Annotated in this window: 22 protein-coding genes; 7 read left to right on the top strand and 15 right to left on the bottom strand. The window is 68.9% G+C overall.

Features of this window, described 5'->3' with window-relative positions; translation table 11 throughout:
* Positions 1–86: 86 nt before the first annotated feature.
* Positions 87–1,043 (bottom strand): YafY family protein, encoded by a 957-nt coding sequence (locus DL990_RS28475; protein WP_125800466.1) that lies wholly within the window; start codon positions 1,041–1,043, stop codon positions 87–89.
* A gap of 62 nt (positions 1,044–1,105) precedes the next feature.
* Here DL990_RS28475 and DL990_RS28470 point away from each other — a divergent pair, with 62 nt between their 5' ends.
* Entirely contained in the window at positions 1,106–1,576 is a 471-nt protein-coding gene (locus tag DL990_RS28470) for a VOC family protein (RefSeq protein ID WP_125800465.1), read from the top strand.
* Here the strand turns inward: DL990_RS28470 and DL990_RS28465 are convergent.
* From DL990_RS28465 to DL990_RS28445, 5 genes are all read right to left on the bottom strand, one after another.
* Positions 1,568–2,485, bottom strand: a complete 918-nt coding sequence (locus tag DL990_RS28465) for an SMP-30/gluconolactonase/LRE family protein (RefSeq protein ID WP_125800464.1) — start codon at positions 2,483–2,485, stop codon at positions 1,568–1,570. The genes DL990_RS28470 and DL990_RS28465 overlap by 9 nt on opposite strands.
* Before the next feature lie 173 nt (positions 2,486–2,658).
* Positions 2,659–3,315, bottom strand: coding sequence for a histidine phosphatase family protein (locus tag DL990_RS28460; RefSeq protein ID WP_125800463.1), 657 nt, complete (start codon positions 3,313–3,315; stop codon positions 2,659–2,661).
* Positions 3,315–4,379, bottom strand: a complete 1,065-nt coding sequence (locus DL990_RS28455; protein WP_125800462.1) for a phosphotransferase family protein — start codon at positions 4,377–4,379, stop codon at positions 3,315–3,317. Before DL990_RS28455 ends, DL990_RS28460 begins: the two co-directional genes overlap by 1 nt.
* Complete coding sequence (locus DL990_RS28450; RefSeq protein ID WP_125789950.1) at positions 4,376–5,128, bottom strand: SDR family oxidoreductase; 753 nt, start codon at positions 5,126–5,128, stop codon at positions 4,376–4,378. Before DL990_RS28450 ends, DL990_RS28455 begins: the two co-directional genes overlap by 4 nt.
* A 99-nt stretch (positions 5,129–5,227) precedes the next feature.
* Positions 5,228–6,478 carry a S8 family peptidase gene (locus DL990_RS28445; RefSeq protein ID WP_125800461.1) on the bottom strand — a complete coding sequence of 417 codons (1,251 nt, stop codon included), beginning with the start codon at positions 6,476–6,478 and terminating at the stop codon, positions 5,228–5,230.
* A gap of 261 nt (positions 6,479–6,739) precedes the next feature.
* Between DL990_RS28445 and DL990_RS28440 the strand changes: the two genes are divergently transcribed.
* Positions 6,740–7,690, top strand: coding sequence for a hypothetical protein (locus DL990_RS28440; RefSeq protein ID WP_199746631.1), 951 nt, complete (start codon positions 6,740–6,742; stop codon positions 7,688–7,690).
* Here the strand turns inward: DL990_RS28440 and DL990_RS28435 are convergent.
* A complete protein-coding gene (locus tag DL990_RS28435) occupies positions 7,687–9,324 on the bottom strand; it encodes an acyl-CoA synthetase (protein ID WP_125789953.1) in 1,638 nt (545 codons plus the stop codon). The genes DL990_RS28440 and DL990_RS28435 overlap by 4 nt on opposite strands.
* Before the next feature lie 150 nt (positions 9,325–9,474).
* On the opposite strand from DL990_RS28435, the gene DL990_RS28430 reads away from it, so the two are divergent.
* On the top strand, positions 9,475–11,181 hold the full coding sequence (locus DL990_RS28430) for a bifunctional 3'-5' exonuclease/DNA polymerase (RefSeq protein WP_199746630.1): 1,707 nt from the start codon (positions 9,475–9,477) through the stop codon (positions 11,179–11,181).
* A gap of 310 nt (positions 11,182–11,491) precedes the next feature.
* Here the strand turns inward: DL990_RS28430 and hrpA are convergent, their stop codons facing one another.
* From hrpA to DL990_RS28400, 6 genes are all read right to left on the bottom strand, one after another.
* The gene (gene hrpA / locus DL990_RS28425; protein ID WP_233620604.1) at positions 11,492–15,328 is read right to left on the bottom strand and encodes an ATP-dependent RNA helicase HrpA; all 3,837 of its coding nucleotides are present in this window, start codon (positions 15,326–15,328) and stop codon (positions 11,492–11,494) included.
* 193 nt (positions 15,329–15,521) lie between these two features.
* Positions 15,522–16,685, bottom strand: coding sequence for a lactate 2-monooxygenase (locus DL990_RS28420; protein WP_125789956.1), 1,164 nt, complete (start codon positions 16,683–16,685; stop codon positions 15,522–15,524).
* Positions 16,686–16,698: 13 nt separating this feature from the next.
* Positions 16,699–17,907, bottom strand: a complete 1,209-nt coding sequence (locus tag DL990_RS28415; RefSeq protein WP_125789957.1) for a cation:proton antiporter — start codon at positions 17,905–17,907, stop codon at positions 16,699–16,701.
* Between the two features lie 43 nt (positions 17,908–17,950).
* Complete coding sequence (locus DL990_RS28410; protein ID WP_125800458.1) at positions 17,951–18,262, bottom strand: hypothetical protein; 312 nt, start codon at positions 18,260–18,262, stop codon at positions 17,951–17,953.
* A gap of 49 nt (positions 18,263–18,311) precedes the next feature.
* The gene (locus tag DL990_RS28405; protein WP_125789959.1) at positions 18,312–18,872 is read right to left on the bottom strand and encodes a GNAT family N-acetyltransferase; all 561 of its coding nucleotides are present in this window, start codon (positions 18,870–18,872) and stop codon (positions 18,312–18,314) included.
* A complete protein-coding gene (locus DL990_RS28400) occupies positions 18,869–20,344 on the bottom strand; it encodes an APC family permease (protein WP_125789960.1) in 1,476 nt (491 codons plus the stop codon). The genes DL990_RS28405 and DL990_RS28400 overlap by 4 nt, the downstream gene beginning before the upstream one ends.
* Before the next feature lie 188 nt (positions 20,345–20,532).
* Here DL990_RS28400 and DL990_RS28395 point away from each other — a divergent pair, with 188 nt between their 5' ends.
* Both DL990_RS28395 and DL990_RS28390 read left to right on the top strand, forming a co-directional pair.
* Positions 20,533–21,174, top strand: coding sequence for a GPP34 family phosphoprotein (locus DL990_RS28395; protein ID WP_125789961.1), 642 nt, complete (start codon positions 20,533–20,535; stop codon positions 21,172–21,174).
* Positions 21,175–21,193: 19 nt separating this feature from the next.
* Positions 21,194–22,375 carry a trans-acting enoyl reductase family protein gene (locus tag DL990_RS28390; RefSeq protein ID WP_125800457.1) on the top strand — a complete coding sequence of 394 codons (1,182 nt, stop codon included), beginning with the start codon at positions 21,194–21,196 and terminating at the stop codon, positions 22,373–22,375.
* Positions 22,376–22,378: 3 nt separating this feature from the next.
* On the opposite strand, the gene DL990_RS28385 is transcribed toward DL990_RS28390, so the two are convergent.
* On the bottom strand, positions 22,379–22,783 hold the full coding sequence (locus DL990_RS28385; RefSeq protein WP_233599324.1) for a hypothetical protein: 405 nt from the start codon (positions 22,781–22,783) through the stop codon (positions 22,379–22,381).
* Positions 22,784–22,937: 154 nt separating this feature from the next.
* Between DL990_RS28385 and DL990_RS28380 the strand changes: the two genes are divergently transcribed.
* Both DL990_RS28380 and DL990_RS28375 read left to right on the top strand, forming a co-directional pair.
* Positions 22,938–23,885 (top strand): helix-turn-helix transcriptional regulator, encoded by a 948-nt coding sequence (locus DL990_RS28380; protein WP_233620598.1) that lies wholly within the window; start codon positions 22,938–22,940, stop codon positions 23,883–23,885.
* A gap of 106 nt (positions 23,886–23,991) precedes the next feature.
* A complete protein-coding gene (locus DL990_RS28375) occupies positions 23,992–24,843 on the top strand; it encodes a chitosanase (protein WP_125800455.1) in 852 nt (283 codons plus the stop codon).
* A gap of 274 nt (positions 24,844–25,117) precedes the next feature.
* Here DL990_RS28375 and DL990_RS28370 read toward each other — a convergent pair whose 3' ends face one another.
* Positions 25,118–26,110 carry a PHP domain-containing protein gene (locus DL990_RS28370; RefSeq protein WP_125800454.1) on the bottom strand — a complete coding sequence of 331 codons (993 nt, stop codon included), beginning with the start codon at positions 26,108–26,110 and terminating at the stop codon, positions 25,118–25,120.
* Between the last annotated feature and the right edge of the window lie 8 nt (positions 26,111–26,118).

Raw genomic sequence — 26,118 nt, 5'->3', positions numbered from 1 at the left:
TACCGGGTCGTACTCGGCCGCAGCCGCCCGTGCCGTCAGGAACCGCCTGGGCGCGAAGACCGCGAACATGACTTACAGGACAGCGCCTAGTCACCTACTTGCGCAGGTCCTGCGGCCCCGAGTAGCCGTTCGGCCAGAACCCGGCACCGCTCCCCCAGCTCCGCCGGTTCGATCACCTCGAACGCGTGCCCCAGCACCACCACGTGCATCAGCAGGAAGTCGAGATCCCCGGCCCCGCTCAACACCTCGCATCGCGAAGGCCCCCGTTCCCGCACCACGGCCGCCGAAGCCGGGACCTGCGCCCGCACGACCGGAGCGGGCGCGTGCACCAGGAACCGTGCCTGATGCCGGTAGACCCGGCTGGCGATGTTCTCCTGCACGTAGGCCGCCGCGTCCGGCGCCGGGCGCGGACGGAAACGCCATGACCGCGCGGAAACCTCGGTCATCCGGTCGACGCGGAAGGTGCGCCAGTCGTCGCGGCCGAGGTCGTAGGCGAGCAGGTACCAGCGCCGGCCGGAAGCCACCAGCCGGTACGGCTCGACCCGTCGCGGCGTAAATCCCGAAGGCGACGGATACCCGAAGCCCGCCTCGACCTCGTCGCGGCAGGCGCGGGCCAGTGTCATGAGGACGTCGGGGTCGATCGGCGCGCGGATTCCGTCGAAGGCGACCACCGAGCCGGACAGCGCGCTCACCTCGTGCCGCAGTCTGGTCGGCAGCACCCGGTCGAGCTTCGTCAGCGCGCGGAGTGTGGCTTCACCGCTGCCCGCGCCGGCGAGCAGCGAGACCGCGGTGGCGATCGCCTCCTCGTCGTCCAGCAGCAGCGGTGGCATGTCGTGGCCGGGGCCGAGCTGGTACCCGCCGCCGACACCGTTGCTGGCCTGCACCGGATAGCCGAGCGCCCGCAGCCGTTCGACGTCCCGCCGGATCGTGCGCGGGGTGACGCCGAGCCGTTCCCCCAGCTCCGGGCCGGTCCACACGGCGCGCTGCTGGAGCAGCCCGAGCAGGGTGAGCACCCGCTCGGTCGTCCCGCGCTCGTCCTCCATGTCACCCACTGTGCCAGAGATAGCGGACCGATCCTGTCCGCTAGGCATGTCAGAGTGGTCCCATGAACCGCAAGAGCCGCGAATTCCAGGTCAGCTTCGACGCCCTCGACCCGAAAGCCCTCTCGATCTTCTGGCGTGACGCCCTGGGCTACGTCCACCCCGGTCCTCCCGGGGTGGAGGTACCCGAGGGCACGGATCCGCTGGACGCGTGGGCCGAGTTCCTCGAGCGGGTCGGCGTGCCCGAGGATCAGCGCAACAGCCGCTCGGCCCTCGAAGACCCGGACGGCGAAGGGCCGAAGATCTTCTTCCAGCAGGTCCCGGAGGACAAGATCGCCAAGAACCGCGTCCACCTCGACATCCGCGCCGCTCCCGGGCTGGTGGGAGACGAGCGCATGGCGGCGCTCGAAGCCGAGTGCGACAGGCTCGTCGCGCTGGGGGCGAAGCGGATTCAGCGCTTCGAGCCCGAGGAGCCGTTGAGCCTCGGCTTCATCGTGATGAACGACCCGGAGGGCAACGAATTCTGCCTAGACTGAGGTGACGGCGATCGCGTTGTCCTCCAGGGAGCCGAAGTAGAGGGTCCCGGCCCGCTCGCGGACGCCGACGAGCAGGTGGAACCCGTCGATCTCCCCGCGTAGTTCGTGGACCTGCTTCCCGTCCGGGGTCACGCCGCGCACCCCGCATTCCCGCGCGGGTGCGGGCTGCAGGGCCGTCGGCAACGCCCGGACACCGGCCCGCAACGGCGCGGGGAGCTTCTGCACCAAGGAAAGCGCGGGCACCTTCGGACTCGCCACGGTGATCCAGATCAGCCCGTCGCTGCCGGTCGAGATGTTGTCGGGATAGCCCCACAGGTCGTCGACGAGGTAGTCCCGCGTGCCCGCCTTGCCCCCCGTGAGCCACACCCGTGCGACTCGGTAGGCGCCGGTCTCGGCCACGGCCACATAGGACTCGTCGGGCGGCAGCGCGACGCCGTTGGCGAACTGGAAACCGTCGGCGAGCTGCTCGATCTTCCCGTCCGGCGTGCGCCGCAGAAGCCTGCCGCCGCCGGTCTGCTCGATCAGGTCGTCGCGCCAGTTCTCGATGCCGAAGCGGCGCGACGAGTCGGTGAAGTACACCGTGCCGTCGGTGGCGACGGCGGCGTTGTTGCAGAACACGAAATCGAGTCCCACGGCCGAAGTCGCCAGCGTGGTCACGGGACCGCCCGCGAGCGGCATGGTGAGCAGACCGGCCTTGGCGTCGCAGATCAGGAGGTCTTCGCCGTAGAACTCCAGCCCCAGCGGACGGCCGCCGGTGTCGCCGAGGACGTCGATCCGCTTGCCGTCCGGCGTGACGCGCAGGATCCGCCCGTCGTCGACGCCGGTGTAGATCCGCCCCTGGTCGTCGACCACGACGTCCTCGGGACCGTGCCCGTTGACCGGGATGACCGTGACCTCGCCGAACGCCATCGGGTTTCTCCTAGTGTCGCGCACCGGAATGCGGTGCGTGAGTCGGTGGATCCAGGTTTCCGCCGGCGGTGTTGCCGGTTCGTCCTCGTACCGGGTTGTACTCGGGCGGACCGGCAACTCCGCCAGCGGGAAGCTGGGCCGCCGAATCATGTGTCGCATTCCGGTGCGGGACACTAGCGGTAGGTGAGTAGTTCCGCGGCTTCCGCCTCGAAATGCGGATGTTCGTTGAACGACAACAGGGTCACGCCGCCACGGCCGGACACCAGTTTCGTGATGCCCGCGTTCACGGTGACCCGGTTCAGCTTCAGCAGCCCCGCCTCGGGCGTACCCATGAGCGCGCCGCAGACCGTCGCGATCACTCCGCCGGAGCTGAAGACGACCGCGTGCTCACCCTTGCCCAGCGACGCCACGACGTCGGCCAGCGCCCCCTTGACCCGCTCCAGGAACCGAGGCCAGGTTTCCGCGCACGGGCTGTCCTCACCGGCGGCGACCCAGGCGTTCAGCGCACCGTCCAAAGCGGCCTGATACGCCCGCGAATCGGTCTGCTGGACGCCGGCGGCGTGGTACTTCGCGATGTCGACGTGGTCGTACTCGTTCCAGCGCTCGTCCTCGACGACGGCGATCCCGGAGCCGAGCATCTTCAACGCCGTCGCGGCCGTGTCCCGTTGGCGGGCAAGGGAACCCGCTCGCGCCTTGGTGAATTCGACACCCCGCCGCAGCAGTTCTTCACCGACCACGGTGGACTGTTCGAAGCCGCGCGGCGAGAGCTGGTCGTAGTTCTCCGCGCCGAACGACGCCTGCCCGTGCCGGACCAGATAGATCGCGCCCACTACGCGCGTCCTCCTCCGATGATCCGGCGGCAGCGCCCGTCGAGGTAGCCGACGAACTGCCACAGATCCTTGAACGCCGGATTGGTCGTCTGTCCACTGTGGAACCGGTAGTAGATCTGCTGGATCACCACCGCGAGCCGGAACAGGCCGTACACCTCGTAGAAGGTCCAGTCGCCGATTTCGAGCCCGGATCGTTCCGCGTACCGCCGCACGAACTCCTCACGCGTGTACATCCCGGGTACGTGCGTCGGCTGACGGCGGCTGAGCTTCATGACGTCGTCATCGTCGTCCTGTACCCAGTACGCCAGGGTGCTGCCCAGTTCCATCAGCGGATCACCGAGGGTGGCCATCTCCCAGTCGAGCACGCCGACGATGTCGCGGTCGCCGTCGAGCACCAGGTTGTCGAGCCGATAGTCGTTGTGGATCAAGCAGATCTTGACCTCGGACGGCTGGTTCTCCTTCAGCCACGCCATCACGTCGGCGCAGTCCGGGACGTTCTCCGTGCGCGCTTTGAGGAACCGCTCCGACCAGCCGCGCACCTGACGCTCGACGTAGCCCGCGCCCTTGCCGAGATCGGCCAGCCCGGCGGCCTCGACGTCGACGGCGTGCAGCTCGACCAGCCTGTCGACGACCTTGCCGCACAGCTCCCGCGCGCCCTCCGGCGGCAGGTCGAGGCCGGCGGGCAGATCTCCGCGCAGGATCAGTCCTTCGAGGCGTTCCATCACGTAGAAGTCGCCGCCGAGCACGGTTTCGTCGTCGCAGAAGGCGAGCATTTCGGGCACGTAAGGAAAGACCGGCCGCAATCCTTGCTGAACCCGGAACTCGCGGCGCATGTCGTGCGCGGACGCGGCCTTGTGCCCGAGCGGCGGGCGCCGCAGGATCAGCTCGCGATCCGGATAGGTCAGCAGGTACGTGAGATTCGAGGCACCGCCGGGGAATTGCCGGACCTCGGGCGGCGAGTCGCCGAGCCCGGGAACCCGTCCGGCCAGCCAGGTGTGCACCGCGGCCGGGTCGAACGAGTCCTCGCCTCGTACCTCGACGGTCTTGTCCGGGGCCACCGTCATCCGAACTTCTTCAGCAACGACGCCGGGACGAACGGGAAGAGCTTCGAGAGCACGCTCCACGGCCACGTCGGCACGAACGCCTTCGCCGTCTCGGATTCGATCGCCTTCACCAGCGCCTGCGCGCCGGGCTCCGCCCTGACCGCGCCCGGGAGCTTCGAGATGTCTTCGTTCATCTCCGATTCGATGAACCCGGGATGCAGGGTGGTGACCTTGATCGGCGTCTTCATCAGCTCGATCCGGGTGCCCTCGGCGAACGCCGAGATACCCGCCTTCGAGGCGGCGTACGCGGTGGTGTTGCCGGGGACACCGCGAAGCGCGAGGAAGGAGGAAACGACCACGAGGTGGCCGTTCTTCTGCTTGCGGAAGATGCCGACGGCGGCCTCGATCTGGGCGGCCGCGGCGAGGAAGTTCGTCTGGAGCGTCTGGCGGTTGGCGTCGAACCGGCCGGTGCCGACCCGCTGCCCCTTGCCGAGCCCCGCGTTCACGATCACGCGGTCGAGGGAGCCGAGTTCCTCGCGGAACTCCTCGAAGACGGCGAACACCTGGTCGTGGTCGTTCACGTCCAGCTTCCGGGTGACCACCCTGATGCCGGGATAGGCCTTCTTGAGTTCCGCGGCGAGGGTTTCCAGCCGTTCGACACGGCGGGCGGCCAGCGCCAGATCGCGGCCTCTGGCGGCGTACTGCCTCGCCATTCCCTCGCCGAGTCCGGAGCTCGCCCCGGTGATCAGGATGTTCTTCCGCAGGACCATGGGCTGGAGCTTACCGGTTGGTAACAAGTCTGGTACCCCTCGGACAGGGGCTGCCCCCGGCGCCTGGAGTACGCCGGGGGCAGCCTGTCCGAAAGGGTCTTACTTGACCTGGAGCAGCTTGTTCGCCGTTCCACCGGTCGGGTTGCTGATCTTGCCGTCCGCGGCGGCGCCGACCAGGCCTTCGGCGACCTGGGCCGGGGTGGCCTCAGGGTTCGCCGAGAGGTACAGCGCGGCGGCACCGGCGACGTGCGGCGCGGCCATCGAGGTACCGCTGATGGTGTTGGTGGCGTCGTCACCGGTCGCCCACGACGAGGTGATGTCGACACCCGGCGCGTACAGGTCCACGACCGAACCGTAGTTCGAGAAGCTGGCCTGCTTGTCGGTCTTGTCGCTGGCGGCCACCGTGATGGCCTCCTTCACCCTGGCGGGCGAAGTGGTGCCGGCGTCGGAGGACTCGTTGCCCGCCGCGAGCGCGAAGGTCACGCCCTTGTCGATGGCTCCCTTGACCGCCGCGTCCAGGGCGTCGTCCGCGCCGCCGCCCAGGCTCATGTTGGCGACCGACGGGCCCTTGGCGTTCGCCGCGACCCAGTCGACACCGGCGACGACACCCTCGGTGGTGCCGCTGCCGTTGGCGTCCAGCACGCGGACGCCGACGATCTTCACACCCTTGGCCAGGCCGTGGTCCGTGCCGCCGATGGTGCCGGCGACGTGCGTGCCGTGACCGTGCTCGTCGTTGGGGGTGTCGTCGTTGTCGACGAAGTCCTTGCCGCCGGTCGCGCGGTCGCCGAAGTCCTTGTGCGAGCCGCGGACACCGGTGTCGATGACGTAGGCGGTGACGTTGTCGGCCTTCGTCGGGTAGGTGTACTTGTTGTCGAGCGGCAGGTCGGCCTGGTCGACGCGGTCGAGGCCCCACGACGGCGGGTTGTCCTGGGTCTCGCTGATCTTGAACTTCTTGTTCTGGACGACGTACGCGACCTGCGGGTCGGCGGCGAGACGCTTCGCGGCGGCCTCGTCGGCCTTGATCGAGAAGCCGTTCAGCGCCGAGCCGAACGTGCGGGACAGCGTGGTGCCGTACTGACCGGTGAGGCCCTGCGCCTTCGAGGCGACGTTCGCGGTGATCTCGCTCGCCGCGGCCACGCCCTGGCCGACCGCGGTGGGCTTGAGGACGACGATGTAGCTGCCGCCGACGGCGTTGGCCGCACCCGCGCCGCGGATCTCGCCCTGCTGGTCGGCGTTGGCGGCGCCCGCGCCGAACGTGGCGACCGCCGCGGTCACACCGGCGAGGGCGACTCCCGCCACCAGGCCACTACGGGTCTTTCGGGACTTCAGGTTCTTCCGGGACTTGCTCACTGGTTCCCTTCCTGCCGCGCCGTGCGGATCACCCGGGAGGATGATCGTTGCTGAGAGCCATGCAAGCCGGTGCGCTGGTGGCCGGGCAATGATTCACAGTTACCAGTACTAGGCCATCCGGAGTAACGGCGCTCGTCCGGAAAGTCGTTTTCTCCTGGCAGAAGGTGTCCCTGAAGCGTTACCTCAGACTGTTAAAGTTATTCGTGTTGTTATCAACCGGGCGGTGTCAGGGAACGGCAGACGGGGGCGGTCGGGCAGCATATGGTGGCGGGGAGCGCGGCGGACCGAGTGACCACGGACGATGAAGATCAGCCGCGTACCGCGTTCGCCACCGCGTTGAGATCGGCCATCGCCACCAGCGGCCTGAGCCTCGACCGTATCCAAGCCCGGCTGCTCGCGCGCGGCGCGTCGGTGAGCGTGACCGCGCTGAGTTACTGGCAATCGGGCAAACGTCAGCCGGAACGGCAGAGTTCGCTGTCCGCGGTCCGGGTCCTCGAAGAGGTCTTGGCGATCCCCGCCGGGTCGCTGCTCGGCCTGCTGCCGCCGCCGCGGCCGCGTGGAGCGTCGTCACGCCGCAGCCGGGCGACCACCGAGCAGCCGCTGACCTTTCCGCTCGAAGCGCTCCAGGCGTTGCTGGAGAAGGTCGGCGCGCCCAACGCGCTCGAACAACACCATCAGCTGAAGCTGGTCGGGCTGCACGACCTGTGCGAGATCGCGGAGGACGGCGGGCAACGCGCGGTGACCGCACGGGCGGTGTTCCAGGCGGGCGCGGACGGACAGGACCGCTGGCTGCTGGTCTACGCCCAGGGTGATCCGGAGGCCGGGCCGCCGGCGCTGAACACGCTGCGCAACTGTCACGTCGGCCGCGCCGAAGTCGACGACGAACACGGGCTCACGGTGGCCGAACTGCTCTTCGACCGGCCCATCGACCGCGGCGAGACGCATCTGATCGAGTACTCCCTCACCAATCCCGGGCCGCCGTATCCGGAATGCCGGAACACGCATTACCGCGAGTTCCGGCGTCCCGTCCGCGAGTACCTGCTGGAGGTCCGGTTCGACCCGGGCACCGTCCCGGCGAAGTGCTGGCAGTACTCCAGGCAGGGGACGTCGCCGCTGGACCGGAAGGAACTGAAACCGGACCAGGGCAACGGTGTCCACGCCGTCGCGCTCGACTTCGGCCCCGGCGTCTTCGGCATCGACTGGGAGTACTAGTGCAGCTTGTTCCGCAGCACCTTCCCGGTCGCGTTGCGCGGTAGCTCGTCGAGGAACTCCACATCGCGCGGCACCTTGTACCGGGCGAGGTTGGCCCTCACGTAGTCCCGCACCCCCTCGACGTCCAGATCCGACTTCTCGGCCCGCACCACGAACGCCTTCAGCCGCTGCCCGAACTCGGGGTCCTCGACGCCGACGACCGCCGCTTCGAGCACGTCCTCGCGTTCGACCAGGAGGTTCTCCACCTCGATCGGGAAGACGTTCTCGCCGCCGGAGACGATCATTTCGTCGTCACGGCCGTCGATGAACAGCAGGCCGTCCTCGTCGAAGTGCCCGACGTCGCCGCTGGAGAGCAGCCCGTCGATGATCTCCTTGTTACGTCCGTCGGTGTAGCCCTGGAAGCTCAGCCCGCTGCCGACGAACACCCGGCCGGTGACCTGCGGCTCGGTGATCTTGCCGCCCTTTTCGTCGTACAGCGCGACCTTGCAGCCCACCGGCGCGCGGCCGACCGTGCCCGGCGCCTTGCGCCAGTCCTCGGGGGTCGCGACCGTCGCGACCGCGACCTCGGTCGAGCCGTAAAGGTTGTGCACGACGTCGCCGAACGCGGCGGTCGCGCGGTTCCCGAGGTCCGGGGACAGCGCGGAGCCGGCGACGAAGATGATCCGCAGGCACGAGGTGTCGTACTTGGCGCGGACCTCCTTGGGCAGATCGACGATCCGCTGGAGCATCGTCGGCACGAGGACCAGCGTGGTGCAGCGGTTCTCCGCGACGCCGCGCAGCGTCTCCTCCGGCACGAACTTGCGCCGCATGACGACCTTCGAACCGAGCGCGAAGGACAGGATGAACTGTGACAACCCGGTGCCGTGGAACAGCGGCGCGCCCATGTACGTCGCCTCGCCGGTCCGCAGCGGGATGCGGTCGAGGAACTGCGCGGAGGCCAGCGCGGAAGTGTGCGGCCGCGGAGCGCCCTTCGGCGTCCCGGTGGTGCCGCTGGTCAGCAAGATGAACCCGCCCGGTTTAGCGGGCGCGGGCCACGGACGGTCGTCGGTGCTGGCGACCAGTTCGGTGACGATCGGGATCTCGTGCCCGGAGAGCTCGGCGTCCGAATCGACCCACGCGAGGTAATGGTCGACGTCGCCCTCGACCGCGTCCAGCAGGTCGGTGAACTCCTGGTCGTACACGAGCGCCGTGACGCCTTCGCGTTTCGCGACGTCCGCGAGCTGCGGTTTGGCGAACCCGGTGTTCATCAGCAGCAGCTTCGCGCCGAGCTTGCCCGAGGCGAGCATCGTCAGCACGAGACCGCGGTGGTCGCGGCAGAGCGCGGCGATCACCGAGCCCGGGCCGAGGCCGCGTTCGGACCATGCCCTGGCCAGCGCGTTCGACTGCGTGTCGAGCTGCTTGAAGGTCAGCGGGCCGAGTTCGTCGATGATGCCGGTCGCGGTCGGGTCCCGGCGGGCGGCGATCATGTTCGCCCCGGCGAACGGACCCCACTTCCGCACCATGACCAGCGAACGCAGGCCCTCGTCGACCCGCGGGATGGGGAGCAGGCCCGCTTGGCGCATCACGTCGATGCTGCGCACGGTCTCGGTCACCTTGCCCGCCACCAGGGTGGCGAGGCCGGTGGGGTTTCTCATCCGGGCACCTCCGTTGCTGCTGCGGCGAGACACCATGCCGCCGGCGGTTCGCGTACCGGCGGTATGGGGTTGCTACTCGACAGTAGCCGACCGATAGCGCAGGCGCACTAGCCGTCTGGTGACAGAAATGTCGGGGGGAACCACCACAATGTGAGTGTGCAGGCGATCGCAGGTCAAGAGGAGGATGGCGACTTCACGATCGCTCTTTCCGGGCAGCCGCCGCGGCGGGGCATGAAGCTCCCGGAGTTCGTCGACGAGGTACGGAGCCTGGAGGCGGAGCACTCACCCCGTTGGGTGTTCCCGTCGGTCGAAGGGACGTACCCGGCGTTGATCAAGGCCGGCGTCCGGGTGCGGCGCTGTCATGACCTGGCGCTGACCGAGGGATTGCTCCTTGCCCACGAAGGCCGCCCGCAGGAGTCGCGGAGCCTGCGTGCCGCGCTGGCCAGGGCGAACGGACAGGAGGCGCCCGCCGACGAGCCGCCGCTCTGGGCCGAGGACGATCAGCCGACGCTGTTCGAGACACGCGGCCCGCGGCTGCCCTCCGGCGTCACGGTGCTCGACGCGGCGCGCCGGGTGCTGGCCGAGCAGGAGAAGCGGGTCGCCGTCACCGATCATCCGGAGCGGCTACGCCTGCTCTTCGCGGCGGAGTCGGCGAGCGCCCTGGCGGCGGCGGAGATGTCGGCCGACGGGCTGCCGTGGCGGGCCGACCTGCATTCGGCGTTGCTCGCCGACCAGCTCGGGCCCCGCGTCCCGGCCGGGCACCGGCCGAAGCGGCTGGTCGAGCTGGCGGCGAAGATCAGCGACGCGTTCGGCGGGCGGCCCGTCAACCCGGACGCCCCAGCCAGCGTCGTCCGTGCGCTCGGGCGGGAGGGCATCGAGGTCACGTCGGCAAGGAAGTACCTGCTGCGCGACATCGACCACCCCGCCGTCCCGCCGCTGCTGGAATACAAGGAACTCGCGCGACTGCATTCGGCCAACGGCTGGACGTGGCTCGACGAGTGGGTGCACGACGGCCGGTTCCGCCCGCATTACGTGGTCGGCGGGGTCGTTTCGGGTCGCTGGGCGAGCCGGGGTGGCGGCGCGCTGCAGATCCCGAAGATCCTGCGGACCTGCGTCCGGGCCGATCCGGGCTGGAAACTGGTGGTCGCCGACGCCGCCCAGCTGGAGCCGCGGGTGCTGACGGCGTTGTCCGGAGACCGCAAACTGGCCGAAGTCGCCGCGGCCACGGATCTGTACGCGAGCCTCGCCGAGGCGATGTTCTCCGGAGTGCGCCGCGTGCCGGTGCCGGCCTGGGACGACAGGGACGACCGGGACCGCGCGAAGATCGCGATGCTGTCGGCGATGTACGGCGGTACGTCCGGCGAGGCGGGGCCACTGCTGGCGTTGCTGCGGACCAGGTTCCCCGACGCGGTGTCCTATGTGGAGCGTGCCGCGCAGGCGGGGGAACGCGGGGAGCGCGTCCGCTCGCGGCTGGGCCGCACGTCACCCGCGCCGTCGGAAGCCTGGCGCGCGCTGACCGCCGGCGTCGCGGAGGACGAGGCCGGTGAGCTCAAGGCCCGGCAGGCGTCCCGCAACTGGGGCCGCTTCACCCGCAACTTCGTCGTTCAGGCGAGCGCCGCGGACATGACCGCGATCCTGCTGGCGACCCTGCGGAGCAAGCTCCCCTCCCCCGCGCACCTGGTGTTCTTCCAGCACGACGAGGTACTGGTGCACACCCCGGCCGAGTTCGCCGACGAGGTCTCGCAGTCCATTGTGGACAGCATGACCGAGGCGGCGCGGATGATGTTCGGCCCCGCTTGCCCGGTCCGGTTCCCGCTGCACATCGCCGCCGTGGACACCTACGCCGACGCGAAGTGACCCCCTCCCGCAATTAGTCACCTACTTGCGCCGGTCGAGCCCTCGCGCGCCTGATTCGAGCCGCAAGTAGGTGACTAATTGCGGGAGGGTGGTGTCGTCCGGCCGATGGCGCGAGTTACGCCTTCAATCACGTGAGTTACGCCTTCGATCACGCGTGATCGCCGCCCAGTCACGTGAGTTCCGGCCTCCGTCACGGTGGCCACAGGACGGAGGGGCAACAACACGCGTGATTGAGCGCGCGACTCGCGTGATTGAAGGCGTAACTCGCGTGATGGGGCGCGGGACTCGCGTGAGCACCGCAAGTAGGTGACTAATTGCGGGGGGCGGCGGCGTCGTCGAGGGCCTTGATGACCCGCTTCAGGGAGACGGGGTGGGCGGTACCGAGTGTCTGGGCGAAGAAGCTGACCCGCAGTTCCTCGATCATCCAGCGGATCTCCCGCAGCGCGGGTGAGGAGGTGCCGGGCGGCAGGGCGTCGAGCGCCGACTGGTACTCGTTGCGGAGCCAGGCGATGTCGCCGGTGCGCTGGATGTCGCGAGTGGGCTCGGTCGGGAGTTTCTCCAGCCGCCGTTCGATCCCCCGCAGGTACCGGACGACGTGCTTCAGCCTGTCCTGCCCGGTTTCGGTGACGAAACCCTTGTGCACCAAGCCGTCCAGTTGCGTGCGGATGTCGGCGAGCGAATCCGCCGGGCCGCGGGTGTCGGCCAGCCGCGTTTCGACGTCGTTGGCCGCGCGCAGGATCTTCTCGACGTTGGCCAGCACGTCGAGCACTCCGGGGTTCAGCCCGGCGCGCACCTTTTCCAGCAGGACGGCGAAGCCGGCCTCGTCCCAGCGAGGGCCGCCGTTGTCGGTCACGAGCTTGTCGACGGCGCAGTCGACGCAGTCTTCGAGCAGCGCCGCCACGGAGCCGTGCGGGTTCCGGTTCAGCACGAGTTTCGACGAGTTGCCGAGGTTGCGGGTGATGAACTTCATCGGTGACGGCAGATTCAGCCGCAGCATCCGCCGCGTGCCCGCCCACATCGACAGTTCCTGCTGCCCCGGCGTGTCCAGCAGCCGCACCGCGACGGTGCCGCCTTCGTCCACCAGCGCCGGATACGCCTTGACATCGTGCCCGCGCTGCTTGCTCGCGAACACCTTCGGCAGCTCGCCGAACGCGGGTGTCGTCAGACCTTGGCGCTCGATGCTGTCGGCGGCCTTCGAGATCGTCGCGCGTACCTGGCCGCTCAAGTCCCGTTTGAGTGCCTCGACGTCCTTGCCCTCGGACACCTTCTTGCCGCGGACGTCGACCACGCGGAAGGTCATCTTCAGATGTTCGGGGACGGCGGAGAGCTGCCAGGCGTCGTCGGGGATCACCACCCCACGCAACGCCTCCAGTTCGTCGGCCACCGCGTGCAGCAGCGGACCGTCGCCCGGGCCGACCCGCGACAGCACCAGTTTCGCGTGGTCGGGCGCCGGCACGAAGTTACGCCGGATCGCCTTGGGCAGCGACTTGATCAGCTGCGTCACCAGTTCTTCGCGCAGGCCCGGGACCTGCCAGTCGAAGCCGTCCGGGGTGACCTGGTTCAGCACCGGCAGCGGGATGTGCACGGTGACACCGTCCGCGTCCGCACCCGGCTCGAACTGGTACGTGAGCTTGAAGGTCTGGCTGCCCTGTGTCCAGAAGTCGGGGTAGTCGGCCTCGCGTATGCCGCCCGCCGTCTCGTTGATGAGCATCGTCTTCTCGAAGCTCAGCAGGTCGGGCTCGGTGTGCCGCGCCTTCTTCCACCAGCTGTCGAAATGCCGTGCGGAGACGACGTCGGCCGGGACACGCTGGTCGTAGAACTCGAACAGCGTCTCGTCGTCGACCAGGATGTCACGGCGGCGAGCCCTGTTCTCCAGGTCTTCGACCTCGTCGAGCAGCGCGCGGTTCTCGCGGAAGAAGTGGTGCCTGGTCTCCCAGTCGCCTTCGACGAGCGCGTGCCGGATGAACAGCTCGCGGCTCACCTCGGGATCGATGCGGCCGTAGTTGACGCGGCGGTCGGCGACGAGCGGAACGCCGTACAGGGTCACATTCTCGAGCGCCATCACCGCGCCCTGTTTGCGTTCCCAGTGCGGCTCGGAGTAGTTCCGCTTCACCACGTGGCCGGCGAGCGGCTCGACCCATTCCGGCTCGATCCGCGCGTTGACCCGGCCCCACAGGCGTGAGGTTTCGACCAGTTCGGCCGACATCACGAACCGCGGCTGCTTCTTGAACAGCGCCGAACCCGGGAACACCGAGAAGCGCGCCCCACGCGCGCCGAGATAATCGCCCTTGGCCGGATCCTTGAGGCCGACGTGCGACAGCAGCCCGGCGATCAGCGACGTGTGCACCCGTTGCGGATCGGCCGGGCCGTCCGTGCTGAGGGTGATGCCGAGCGGTTTGGCCAGCTGACGCAGCTGGCTGAAGATGTCCTGCCATTCGCGGATGCGCAGGTAGTTCAGGTACTCGTTGCGGCACATCCGGCGGAACTGGCTGGTGGACAACGCCTTCTGCTGTTCGGTGACGTACTCCCACAGGTTCAGGTACGCCAGGAAGTCCGACGTCTTGTCCACGAACCGCGAGTGCTGCTCGTCCGCCGCCTGCTGCTTCTCCGCCGGCCGCTCACGCGGGTCCTGAATGGACAGTGCGGCGGCGATGATCATCACTTCGCGGACGCAGCCGTTACGGGAGGCTTCCAGCACCATCCGCGCCATCCGCGGGTCGACCGGGAGCAGCGCGAGCTTGCGGCCGGTCTCGGTGAGCTTCTTGCCGTCGGACATCTCGAACGCGCCGAGCTCCTGCAGCAACTGGACACCGTCGGCGACCTGACGGCGATCCGGCGGCTCCACGAAGGGGAACGCCGCGATGTCGCCGAGGCCGAGCGAGGTCATCTGCAGGATGACCGACGCGAGGTTCGTCCGCAGGATCTCCGGATCGGTGAACTCGGGCCGGGCGTCGAAGTCGTCTTCGGAGTACAGCCGGATACAGATACCGTCGGACGTCCGGCCGCAGCGGCCCTTGCGCTGGTTCGCCGACGCCTGCGACACCGGCTCGATCGGCAGCCTCTGCACCTTGGTGCGGTGGCTGTAGCGCGAGATGCGCGCGGTGCCGGGGTCGACGACGTACTTGATACCCGGCACGGTCAGCGACGTCTCGGCGACGTTCGTGGCGAGTACGACGCGGCGCCCGGTGTGCCGCTGGAACACCCGATGCTGGTCCGACGACGAAAGCCGGGCGTACAGCGGCAGGATCTCGGTGTTCCTGAGGTCCTGTTTGGACAGGGCGTCCGCGGCGTCGCGGATCTCCCGCTCGCCGGAGAGGAACACCAGGATGTCGCCCGGTCCCTCGTGCTGGAGTTCGTCGACGGCGTCGCAGATGGCCTGCGTCTGGTCGCGATCGGAGTCGGCGTCCGGGTCGTCGGGGTCGATGATCGGCCGGTAGCGGACCTCGACCGGATACGTCCGGCCGGAGACCTCCACGATCGGCGCGTCATCGAAATGCTTGGAGAAGCGCTCCGGATCGATCGTCGCCGAGGTGATGATCACCTTGAGGTCGGGGCGGCGCGGCAGGAGCTGTTTGACGTAGCCGAGGATGAAGTCGATGTTGAGGCTGCGCTCGTGCGCCTCGTCGATGATCAGCGTGTCGTACTGGCGCAGCATCCGGTCGGTCTGGATCTCGGCGAGCAGGATGCCGTCCGTCATCAGCTTGACCAGCGTGTCCTGGCCGGAGTGGTCGGTGAACCGGACCTTGTAGCCGACGGCCTCGCCGAGTTCGGTGTTCAGCTCGGAGGCGATGCGGTCGGCGACCGTGCGCGCGGCCAGCCGCCTCGGCTGCGTGTGCCCGATCTGGCCGCGGACGCCGCGGCCGAGTTCGAGGCAGATCTTCGGCAGCTGGGTCGTCTTCCCGGAGCCTGTCTCCCCCGCGACGATCACCACCTGGTGGTCGCGGATGGCGTCGGCGATCTCGTCCTTGCGCTGGCTGACGGGCAGCTCTTCGGGGAACGAGATCTTCGGGACGTTGTCGCGCCGACGGGTGACCCGCAGTTCGGCGGCCTCGATGTCGGCCTCGATCTGCGCGGCGAGCGACTCGGCGTTACGCGCTTTCCGGGCACCGTCGAGCCTGCGCCGGAGGCGATGCTCGTCGCGCGACATGAGTTCGGGCAGGCGAGCGCGCAGGGCGCCGAGCGGGGAAGGTTGAGAAGCCATGACCGGCACCAGGATAGCCGTGCGTCACGATCCCGGCCTCCGAATATCCCGCACGTCACCACCACCGCCGCAATTCGTCACCTGCTTGCGGTGGTTCGCCCTGCGAACTACCGCAAGCAGGTGACGAATTGCGGGGAGGTCAGGAGCGCGTGAGGGAGCCGGGGGTGAGGTCGGCCAGGGTCCGGTGCCCGGACAGGCCCATGGTCAGGTCGAGGTCGGCGAGCAGGCTCCGCAGCACGTGCCGGACGCCGTCCTCCCCCGCGTGCGCCAGGCCGTACACCCACGGCCGCCCCACCAGCACGGCCTTCGCCCCGAGCGCGAGCGCCTTGGCGATGTCGGCGCCGGTGCGGATGCCGGAGTCGAACAGGATCTCGAGCCGGTCGCCGACCGCGGCCACGATCTCCGGGAGCGCGTCGAGCGAGGCGATCGCGCCGTCGACCTGGCGGCCGCCGTGGTTGGACACGACGATCCCGTCCATCCCGGCCTCGACGGCGCGGCGCGCGTCGTCGGGGTGCTGGATGCCCTTGAGCACGATCGGCCCGTCCCAGTGCTCACGCAGGAACGGCAGCCGGTCCCAGGTGCTGTCCGTGCCGGTGATCATCGAGATCCAGCGCAGGATCGCGGTGGGCGGATCCTCTTCCGGTGTCTTCTCCAGCAGGCCGCGGAACACCGGGTCGCTCAGGGGGACGCCGAGCCCGATGCCCTTGATGAACGGCAGGTACGCGTGGTCGAGGTCGTTCGGGCGCCACGCGAGCGTCCAGGTGTCGAGCGTGACCACGAGCGTGGTGAAGCCCGCGGCCTTCGCTCGCGCCAGGATGCTCGCGCAGACCTCGTTGTCCGTCGGCCAGTACAGCTGGAACCAGCGCGGCCCCTCGCCACTGGCCTCGGCGACGTCCTCGATGCTCGTGGACGACGCCGTCGACATGACGTACGGCAGGCCGACCGACGCCGCCGCGCGAGCGGCCGCCGGTTCGGCGCCCTCGTGCACGATCGACTGGACACCGACCGGCGCCATCAGCACCGGCGCCGGCACCGGCGTCCCCAGCACCGTCGTCGACAGATCGCGTTCGGTGGCGCCGGTGAGCATCCGGGGCACCAGGCGCCAGCGGTCGAACGCCTCCCGGTTGGCGCGGGCCGTTGCGCCGGAACCGGCCGAGCCCGCGACGTACCAGAACGGCCCCGGCTCGAGGATCTCCCGCGCCGACTCCTCCAGCTTCGTGGCGTCGGTGGAGCAGGGCGGGAGGGTCCCGCCGAGCCCCTGCAGGTAGATCTCGTTCTGGTAGCCACCGAACCGTTCCGTCACCCAGGCCTCCTCGTCACGTCGCCCTGGCCGGCTCTTCGCGGCGGGTCGAGTCTCGGACGATACCCGCCGGTAGCAACCAGGTGAGTTTCTCCGAGCGGATGACCGCGATCGGGCCGATCACGGCCAGCAGCAGGACGTAACCCGCGACGAACGGCGCGACCCGCGAGTCCAGCCCGGCGGCGGTCGCCATCGCGGCGAGCACCAGCGAGAACTCGCCGCGGGTGAGCACGGTCAGCCCGATGTTCACCCCGGACTGGCGATCGAACCCGTTCAGCCGCGCGGCGAGCGCGCCCGCGCCAAGGTTCAGCACGATCGTCAGCGCCACCGCGATCAGCACCGGCACGACCACCGAACCGACCGCGTTCGGGTCGATGCTGAGTCCGAAGATGAAGAAGAACAGCGCGCCGAACGCGTCCCGCAGCGGGAGTACCAGTTTGTGGATCCGCGGCGCGACCTTCGACCCGCCGAGCATCATGCCGACCATGAACGCGCCGATGGCGTCGGACACCCCGACCTCTTCGGCGACGGCGGCGCCCATGACCGCGACACCGACGAAGCAGACCGTCAGCAGTTCGTCGTCGGCCGAACCGAACAGCTTCGACACCACGCGGCCGCCCCAGCGGGCGAGCGCGGCCATCACGAGCAGGAACCCGAAGGCCTTGCCGAAGTCGGCCATCGCCGAACCGAAGCTCCCGGCGCCGGACAACACCGGCTGCAGCAACGCCAGGTACAGCGCGAGGAACAGGTCCTCGATCACGATGATGCCCATGATCAGCCGGGATTCGGGATTGTTCATCCGGCGGGATTCGAGCAGGAGTTTCGTGACGATCGCCGACGACGAGATACCGATGGCCCCGGCGATGACCAGCGCTTCCCTGGTCCCCCAGCCCAGCAGGAAGCCGAAGCCGAGCCCGCCGCCGATGTTGAGGATCAGGTAGATCAGCCCGGACCAGACGAGTTTGCGCCCGCCCTTGGCCAGGTCGTCGAGGGAGAATTCGAGGCCGAGGTAGAACAGAAGGAAGACGAGACCCAGCCCGGCGAGCACACCGAGCTCAGCCGGATCGTCCACAAGGGACAGTCCGGGGGTGTTGGGGCCGAAGACGAAACCGGCCAGCATGAACAGGGGGATGGTCGGCAGCCCGATGCGGGCGCCCGCTCTGGCGATGACACCGGCGGCGAGGAACGCCCCGCCGACGGCCAGCAGGGCATGACCGGAACTCATGGAGACCTCCGATGGATGGCTGATGCGGCGATGTGGGAACCGATCAGCGCGGAGGTGCCCGTGCGGGCGCCTGGGGCACCGCACGGGTGACGACGACGGGTTCGCCCTGCTCAGGGGCGTCGCCGGCGTCGGGGAGGTCGACGGTCACCGTTTCGGCGGGTACGTCGGCGAGGGGAACGGCTTGCCCGCCGTGGAAGGCGGGCAGCGGATGGGTCGCGAAGACGGCGACCGGATCTTCCGTCGCCGCCCGGCCGTGCCCGTGGGGAACGGTCGGCGTGACGAAGGCGAAGACGAGCAAGATCAGAAGAAAGAAGACGGAACGGTGCCGTGGTGTGGGGGCACGGTTCGTCGTCATCTGGCCGCTACTTTACCAGTCCTTTATAGACAAATCGACGAGGGATCCGTCACGGCTCCCGCCACATGGGCAGCATCGGCGGCCCGCCCTCGGCCGCGAACGCCGGGCCGTGATCGCGGAAACCCAGCCGCCGGTACAGTTTCGCGCTCTCCGAACTACTGGCCTCCAGGTACGCGGGCACCGTGCCATACCTGTCGAGCCCGTGCTTCAGCAGCCGCGCGCCGATCCCCTGCCGCTGCGCGCTCTTGCGGACGCCGACGAACTGCGCGTGGTGGTATTCGCCGCCGGGGGCGCGCTCGGTCATCAACTCGAACAACGCCGCGAGCCTGCCGAGTTCTTCCTCGGTGAGCCCGGCGAACGCGTCACCGTCCATGTCCTCCTCACCGCCGGGCGACCAGAGGACGGCGGCGGACAGGTCTCCGGCGACGTCGACGTGGCCGCCCGCGTCCAGTGTCCCGAGCAGGACCGCCCGGTGGAAGATCGGCAGCGCCACCGCGCGGCGCTCGTCACCGGGAAAGACCCAGGCGCTCACGGGGTCGTCGTGGAAGGCCTCGGACAGCACGTCGACCACGGTGTCCATTTCGGACGGTTCGGCGGCGCGGACGATCATCGGACCGCCCTGAGCCGGACGGGTTCGGCGTCCTCGTCTTCGGGTGGACCGCCGATGGCGGCGTACGTGCCGGGATCCTTGGTCCGCAACACTTCCGCGCGCAGGAAACCGACCAGTGCCGCGACGAGCACGAGACCGGGCAGGCCCCAGCGCAACAGGAACGTCCCGGCAGGCCCGAGCAGCAGGTCGAAGTTGACCAGGATCAGCGCGAGGACGGCCGACAACGCGAGGATCGCCAGCCCCGGCGCGATCCACCGGCGCCAGGCGTTTTCGGCGTGACGGCGCCGTTTGAAAAAGCCGATCACCGAAAGCGAGACGGCGATCATGATCACCACGACGCCGGTGGACGCCGTCGTGCCGAGCCAGGTGAACAGTTCGGTCACCGGGTCGCGGTCCGCGATCGCGAACAGCGACACGACCGCCAGCGCGAGCGCGGTCTGCGTGAGCGAACCGGCCACCGGCGCGCCGGTGCGTTTGCTGGTCTTGGCCAGCGAGCGCGGCAGCAGCCCTTCCCTGCCCAGCGCGAAGAAATACCGGGCGACCGCGTTGTGGAAGCTCAGCAGCGCCGCGCACTGCCCGGTCACGAACAGTGTGTACGCGACGTCGGAGAACGTGCCACCGAGATGCTCGCCCGCCAGGTTGAACAGCAGGTCCGGGCCCTGGGCGGCCGCGGCGGTGACGATGACGTCCGGCCCGGTGCCCACGGCGAGCGCGAGCGACGAGACGACGTAGAGCACCGCGGTGAGACCGATCGCCGCGAACGTCGCCCGGCCGACCGTGCGGCTGGGTTCCCGCGTCTCCTCGCCGTAGGTCGCCGCGCCCTCGAAGCCGATGAACGCGGCGGCGGAGAACGCGAACACCGCGCCCACACCGGTCGTGAACAGGCTCGACGGTTCCAGCGGGACCCAGGAGACACTGCCGCCCGCCGGATTCGCGAACAACGCGATGTCGACGATCGCGACGACGGCGACCTCGAGGCACAGCGCCACCCCGAGCACCTTGGCGTTCAGGTCGATCCGCAGGACACCGAGCGCGCCGACGATCAGCACCATCACCAGCGCGCACAGCCACCACGGCGGCGGGGATCCGGTGAGGGTGCCCAGCCACGTCGACACCGACCAGCCGAACAGGCCGTAGATGCTGATCTGGATGGCGTTGTAGGAGAACAGCGTGACGAACGCGATCCCGGCGCCGGTGGATTTGCCGACGCCGTTGGCGACGTAGGGATAGAACGCGCCCGCGTTGGTGATGTAGCGGCTCATCGTGGAGTAGCCGACCGCGAACAACCCCAGGATCGGGGCGAGCAGGAGGAACGACAGCGGCACCCCGACACTGCCGGTGACCGCGTAGTTCGTCGGGACCCCGCCCGCGATGGCGAAGAGCGGACCCACCGCGGCCACCACGAAGAAGACGATCTGCGCGGCTCCGAGCCGTCGATGGCCGAGACCGCGCCGCGGTCTTTGCGTACCCATGAACCGTCCCCCCGGACGTCGGTTTGGCGCTGAAGGCTCTTGATCTTGCGAGAGCCATCCCACCCTAGGGCCGGGCACCCCGGCGAGGTACGTCCGTTCAGGCTAAAAACGGACCTCGGCTCGCAGTGGTACACCCGCTACCGCTACCTTGGCCGTCCCGCACCACAACGCCGGAGGGCGTGCCATTCATGCGTCGGCTGACCTTGGTCGATTCCCTGTTCTTCCTCGCCCACGACGAGTTCACCGGAAAACCCGCGCTGCGCCGCACGGGGCTCGGCATCGGAATGGCCGGTTCCGCGCTCTGCGATCTCCTCCTCGCCGAGCGGATCACCGTGGAACGCAAGCGAATCCGCCCGCTGACCCGGCGCGGTCTCGCGCATCCACCGCTGGATCGGGTGTTTTCGGAAATCCTCCGCGAACGCGAGCCGCAGACCGTCCGGGAATGGGTCACCCACCTGCGTCACGAACTGGGTGAAACGGTCGCGGAGAATCTGCTCGCCGCGGGCGTGATCGACCGTGAGACCGACCGGATGCTCATGCGGAAGAATCACCGGTACCCGCCGCGGGATCTGCTGATGTCGACGGCCGCGCGCAGCAAGTCGAGGGCGGCCGTCCTCGGCACCGAACAGCCGGATCCGCATTCGGTCTGCCTGGCCCTGCTGGCCTGGACCATCGGTCTCGACGACTTCTGCGAACCCGAACTCGACCGCGCCGGCCTGCGGACCTGGGCCGAGTCCACGCACCGGGACCTCCCGAGGGCGCTCGCCGAGCTGATCACGGGGGTGGACGCGGTGAGCGCCGCCGTCGTCTACACCGGCGACAGGCGTTGATCGGCGGTAGCCTCACGCCATGCCCACCGACCGTGACCACGACGTCGTCCTGTTCGGCGCCACCGGGTTCACCGGTGGCCTGACGGCGGAATATCTCGCCCGCGCCGCCCCGCCCGGTCTGCGCCTCGCGGTGGCCGGACGTGATCCGGTCAAGCTGGAAGCGTTGCGGGAAAGGCTTTTCTCGATCAACCCGGGGCTCTCCGGGTTGTCGTTGTTGCGAGCCGATGTCTCCGACGCGGACTCGCTGCGGAAGGTCGCGGAGTCCGCGAAGGTCGTCGCTACCACTGTCGGCCCGTACGTCCACTACGGAGAGCCGCTGGTCGCCGCGTGCGCCGAAGCCGGGACCGACTACGCCGATCTGTGCGGCGAGCCCGAGTTCGTCGACAAGATGTATGTCGCCCACCATGCCCGCGCCGTCGAAACCGGCGCCCGGCTGGTGCACGCGTGCGGATTCGATTCGATCCCGCACGACCTCGGCGCCCTCTTCACCGTTTCTCAATTGCCGCAAGGGAAACCGATCCGGATCGACGGTTACGTGCGCGCCGGCGCGATGCCGTCGGGTGGCACCTTCCTTTCGGCGCTGACGGCGTTTTCGCGGCTGCCGTCGAGTTTCCGTGCCGCACGGGACCGCGCCGCGGCCGAACCACGGCCGGAAGGCCGCCGGGCGCGAGCCACGCTCGGCACCCCGCACCGCAACCCCGACGGTTTCTGGGCGGTGCCGCTGCCGACCATCGACCCGATGATCGTCGAGCGGTCCGCCGCGGCACTCCCCGCGTACGGCCCCGACTTCACGTACCGGCATTTCGCGGCGGTCAAACGGCTTCCAGTGGTGGCCGCCGGTGCCGCCGGGATGGGTCTCGTCTTCGCCGCCGCCCAGATCCCGCCCGCGCGGCGGGCACTGTCGAAACTGGTGAAGCCCGGCGGCGGCCCGGACGAGCAGCGGCGCGCGCGGTCGTGGTTCTCCGTGCGGTTCCACGCCGAAAGCGGCGGTGAACGCGTCGTGACCGAGGTGTCCGGCGGTGACCCGGGTTACGACGAGACGGCGAAGATGCTCGGCGAGTCCGCCCTGTGCCTGGCGCTGGACGACCTGCCCGCGACGGCCGGGCAGGTCACCACGGCGACCGCGATGGGGCAGGCTCTGATCGACAGGCTGAGTGAAGCGGGCCTGCGGTTCGCGACACTGCCCCACCACGCCGGCTGAGGACTAGCCCGCCGCGACCGAAGACAGGTGCGCCCACGGGTTCGCGGCCTTGAGGCCGGTGAAGGTGAACTTCTGATTCGTGCCCTTGGGGCAGGCCTTCCGGCTGCTGTCCCAGCGGTTCTCGCTCGGCCAGTACACCTTGAGCACGATGCAGCGGTTGTCGGACGCACTGTCGTAGACCTTGCCCTTGATCGTGACGGTGTTCCCGCTGCAGCTCACCCAGAACTCGGTCCACCCGCCGGGAATGGCCTCGTTGAACTGGAAGTCCCGGCACTTCAGCTGCCAGCTCTTGGTCGCCGCCGCGGAAACCTCCCCGCCGGCCGCCGCGGTGGCGGGAGTGGCCGCGAACAGCGACCCGAACGCCATCAACGCACCCGTGGCGGCGAGACCGAATTTCCTGATGTTCATGTTCATCCCCTCAGTAGTGGACCCTGCTCCACGAACCGTCTCAGGCGCCCCGAGTCGTCCGGCGCAGTTTTAGTTCTGGCTGAAACATCGCCAAGCCGCGCGTTTCGTGCGTTAATTCCTCCGGGGATCTGGGGAGGGGGAAGCTGTGCTGCGCGTGCATTTTTCCGGAGAGGATCTTGGTCGGGTCAGGGTCGCGACGAGGCCGGATCCGTTGTGGGAGACGACGCTGAGCCTGCACCGGCTGCAGCGTGGGGACGGCGGCCTGCCGGTACGGAAGTGGCGCGGCGCTGTCCGCAGCCGTCTCCCGAAGGCCGCCGGGCCGTTGCTGACGCTGGTCCCGCCCAGCGGGTACTTCCCCGATTTCCTCACGCCGTCCGGCGAAGATCTCGACGAGCAACTGGAACTGGTGAGCGGCACCAAGCGCTGCGCCCTGCGCCGGGATCTGGCGATCTTGGCCCGATCCCGCCGGCCGACGCCGTGGGCACGGGATCTGGGTGACGCGAACCCGGCGGCGCTCGACGCGCTGACACGAGCGGTCCGGTCGTATCACCAGGCGGCGATCGAGCCGGTCTGGAACGACATCCTCGCGTGCTTCGACCGTCAGCGCGTGAGACAGGCGCGGGTCCTGCTCGCGGACGGCGTCGAAGGACTGTTGTGCGGCCTCTCCTCCGCGATGCGGTGGAAGGCACCGGTGCTCGAAGTCGACTACCCGGTGCACCACGACCTGCGTCTCGACGGGCGAGGGCTACTGCTCATCCCGTCGTTCTTCTGCTGGCGAACCGGGGTGACCCTGGTCGAGAACGACCGCGTGCCGGTGCTCGTCTACCCCATCGAAGAGCATCTCCCCGACGTCGTGCCCCACGACCACGGCTCCGCCCTGTCCGCACTGCTGGGGCACACCCGTGCCGCCGTACTGGAGACGATCGAAGACGGCGGGCGGACCTGCGATGTCGCGCGGCGCGCCGGGATCTCCATGTCCTCGGCGAGCCAGCACGCCACAGTGCTGCGTGAAGCGGGTCTCGTGCTCAGCGTGCGTGAGGGCAACACCGTGCGCCATCACCTCACGCCGCTGGGGTCGGCCTTGCTGCGCAAAAATCTTTAACCGTCCTGCCCCCTTGCCGGAAACTGTCACCCGTGGTTATCGTGTTCGCACGCCGCAGTTACACCTGACAGAAGATGACAATTCTCTGTGGAAAGGGACACCTTTCATGAGTGACACCCTGCGGCCCGCGATGCGCCGTGCTCTCGGCGCGGTCTCCGTTCTCGCCCTCGCCGTTTCCGGTCCTCTCGCGCTCTCTTCACTGGCGTCCGCCGAGCCCGCCCCGGCGTCGGCGTCGATCTTCGCCTCCGGTGGCGACCTCGCCTCGCCGGAGAAGAAGGAGATCGCGATGCAGATCGTCTCCAGCGCGGAAAACTCTTCCCTGGACTGGAAAGCACAGTACTTGTACATCGAGGACATCGGCGACGGACGCGGGTACACCGCCGGCATCATCGGGTTCTGCTCGGGCACCGGGGACATGCTCGAACTCGTCGAACGCTATACGAACTCGGCCCCGGACAACCCGCTCGCGGAATACCTCCCGGCGCTGCGCAAGGTCGACGGAAGCGATTCCCACGAAGGCCTCGGCAGCGGTTTCGAAAACGCGTGGCGGGAGGCCGCCGGTCGCGAGGACTTCAAAGCGGCACAGAACAGCGAACGCGACCGCGTCTATTTCGACCCGGCGGTGAACCAGGCGAAATCGGACGGTCTGGGCGCACTGGGACAATTCATCTATTACGACGCCATCGTGATGCACGGCCCGGGCACCAGCCAGGCGAGCTTCGGCGGCATCCGCTCGGCCGCACTCCAGCAGGCGAAGCCGCCCGCACAGGACGGTGACGAGACGGCGTACCTCAAGGCGTTCCTCGACGCGCGGCGCATCGTCATGAAGCAGGAGGAGGCGCACGCGGACACGTCGCGGATCGACACGGCGCAGCTCGTGTGGCTCAACGACGGCAACCTCGACCTGCACACCCCGCTGAAGTGGGCGGTGTACGGGGACCCGTACGAGATCAACTAGCGCGTCGCTGCCCGGCCGGGGGTCGTGAGTGGCGATTCGGGTTAGAACCCGAATCGCCACTCACGACCCGTGGCCTGCGGCTTTGCTCGCGTGAAGTACATGAGGGCCCCATCCTTGCGCCAGGCGCAAGCAAGGGGGCCTTCATGTACTGGGGAAGGTGTGAAGGTCGAGTTTCTTCGGCTGAGCCGAGCAAGGAGTCCTTCACGGACCGGCCACTACCCGGCTCACCTCCAGTAGGTCCTGAAACGCCCTTGGCCAGAACCCGAATCGCCACTCACGACGCCAGCAGGTCCTCGGCGGTCCGCGTGTTGATCACCCGGTCCGGCTCGATCCCCAGTTCGTTGGCCCTCGCGCAGCCGTAGACGAGCCAGTCCAGCTGGCCCGGCGCGTGCGCGTCGCTGTCGATGGCGAAGTCGCAGCCCAGGTCCACGGCCAGGTTCAGCAATCGCGTCGGCGGGTCCCGGCGTTCGGGACGCGAGTTGATCTCGACGGCGACCCCGTTGTCCCGGCAAGCGGTGAACACCGCCTCCGCGTCGAACTCCGATTCGGGCCGCTTCCCGCGGCCGCCCATCACCAGCCGCCCGGTGCAGTGCCCCAGCACCCGGACCTGCGGATGCTGGACGGCGGCGATCATCCGCGGCGTCATCTCCCGCGCGGGCATCCGCAGTTTCGAATGCACGCTCGCGACGACGAAGTCCAGCTGCTCCAGCAGGTCTTCCTCCTGGTCGAGCGTGCCGTCGAGGTGGATGTCGACCTCGATGCCGTGCAGGATCCGGAACGGCGCCATCGTCTCGTTCAGTTCCGCGACGACGTCCATCTGCCGCCGCAGCCGCTCGGGCGAGAGGCCGTTGGCGACGGTGAGACGCGGTGAGTGGTCGGTCAGCACCATCCATTCGTGGCCGAGCGCGCGGGCGGCCTCGGCCATCTCCTCGATCGGGCTCCCGCCGTCGGACCAATCCGAATGGGTGTGGCAGTCGCCGCGCAACGCCGCCCGCATCGGACCGCCGTCGGGCAGCTTCGGCTCACCGATCTTCTCGAAGTACGCGGGCCGGCGTCCGGCGAGGACGTCTTCGACGACGGCCGCAGTCGCCTTGCCGATGTTCGGCAACGCGGTCAGCGTGCCTGCCTCGGCACGTTTGCGCAGGTCATCCGGCTTGACCTTGGCGATCACCGAGGCCGCCTGCCGGAAGGCACGCACCCGGTAGGTCGGCTCGCCCGCGCGCTCCAGCCGGAACGCGATCTCCCTCAACGCCTGCGCCGGTTCCATGGCTACCT

This window comes from Amycolatopsis sp. WAC 01416 (genome assembly GCF_003947485.1).
Taxonomy (GTDB): Bacteria; Actinomycetota; Actinomycetes; order Mycobacteriales; family Pseudonocardiaceae; genus Amycolatopsis.
The sequence above is the reverse complement of the archived record's forward strand: the minus strand, read 5'-3'. Positions and strand labels throughout refer to the sequence as shown.

What these genes read in the sequence shown, in the direction of transcription:
- DL990_RS28435 (WP_125789953.1), bottom strand. Translation starts at nt 9,324, where the DNA reads ATGAGAAACCCCACCGGCCTCGCCACCCTGGTGGCGGGCAAGGTGACC.
- DL990_RS28455 (WP_125800462.1), bottom strand. Translation starts at nt 4,379, where the DNA reads ATGACGGTGGCCCCGGACAAGACCGTCGAGGTACGAGGCGAGGACTCG.
- DL990_RS28405 (WP_125789959.1), bottom strand. Translation starts at nt 18,872, where the DNA reads ATGATCGTCCGCGCCGCCGAACCGTCCGAAATGGACACCGTGGTCGAC.
- DL990_RS28410 (WP_125800458.1), bottom strand. Translation starts at nt 18,262, where the DNA reads ATGACGACGAACCGTGCCCCCACACCACGGCACCGTTCCGTCTTCTTT.
- DL990_RS28400 (WP_125789960.1), bottom strand. Translation starts at nt 20,344, where the DNA reads ATGGGTACGCAAAGACCGCGGCGCGGTCTCGGCCATCGACGGCTCGGA.
- DL990_RS28475 (WP_125800466.1), bottom strand. Translation starts at nt 1,043, where the DNA reads ATGGAGGACGAGCGCGGGACGACCGAGCGGGTGCTCACCCTGCTCGGG.
- DL990_RS28465 (WP_125800464.1), bottom strand. Translation starts at nt 2,485, where the DNA reads ATGGCGTTCGGCGAGGTCACGGTCATCCCGGTCAACGGGCACGGTCCC.
- DL990_RS28450 (WP_125789950.1), bottom strand. Translation starts at nt 5,128, where the DNA reads ATGGTCCTGCGGAAGAACATCCTGATCACCGGGGCGAGCTCCGGACTC.
- DL990_RS28440 (WP_199746631.1), top strand. Translation starts at nt 6,740, where the DNA reads ATGGTGGCGGGGAGCGCGGCGGACCGAGTGACCACGGACGATGAAGAT.
- DL990_RS28470 (WP_125800465.1), top strand. Translation starts at nt 1,106, where the DNA reads ATGAACCGCAAGAGCCGCGAATTCCAGGTCAGCTTCGACGCCCTCGAC.
- DL990_RS28385 (WP_233599324.1), bottom strand. Translation starts at nt 22,783, where the DNA reads ATGAACATCAGGAAATTCGGTCTCGCCGCCACGGGTGCGTTGATGGCG.
- DL990_RS28390 (WP_125800457.1), top strand. Translation starts at nt 21,194, where the DNA reads ATGCCCACCGACCGTGACCACGACGTCGTCCTGTTCGGCGCCACCGGG.
- DL990_RS28395 (WP_125789961.1), top strand. Translation starts at nt 20,533, where the DNA reads ATGCGTCGGCTGACCTTGGTCGATTCCCTGTTCTTCCTCGCCCACGAC.
- DL990_RS28375 (WP_125800455.1), top strand. Translation starts at nt 23,992, where the DNA reads ATGAGTGACACCCTGCGGCCCGCGATGCGCCGTGCTCTCGGCGCGGTC.
- hrpA (WP_233620604.1), bottom strand. Translation starts at nt 15,328, where the DNA reads ATGTCGCGCGACGAGCATCGCCTCCGGCGCAGGCTCGACGGTGCCCGG.
- DL990_RS28370 (WP_125800454.1), bottom strand. Translation starts at nt 26,110, where the DNA reads ATGGAACCGGCGCAGGCGTTGAGGGAGATCGCGTTCCGGCTGGAGCGC.
- DL990_RS28415 (WP_125789957.1), bottom strand. Translation starts at nt 17,907, where the DNA reads ATGAGTTCCGGTCATGCCCTGCTGGCCGTCGGCGGGGCGTTCCTCGCC.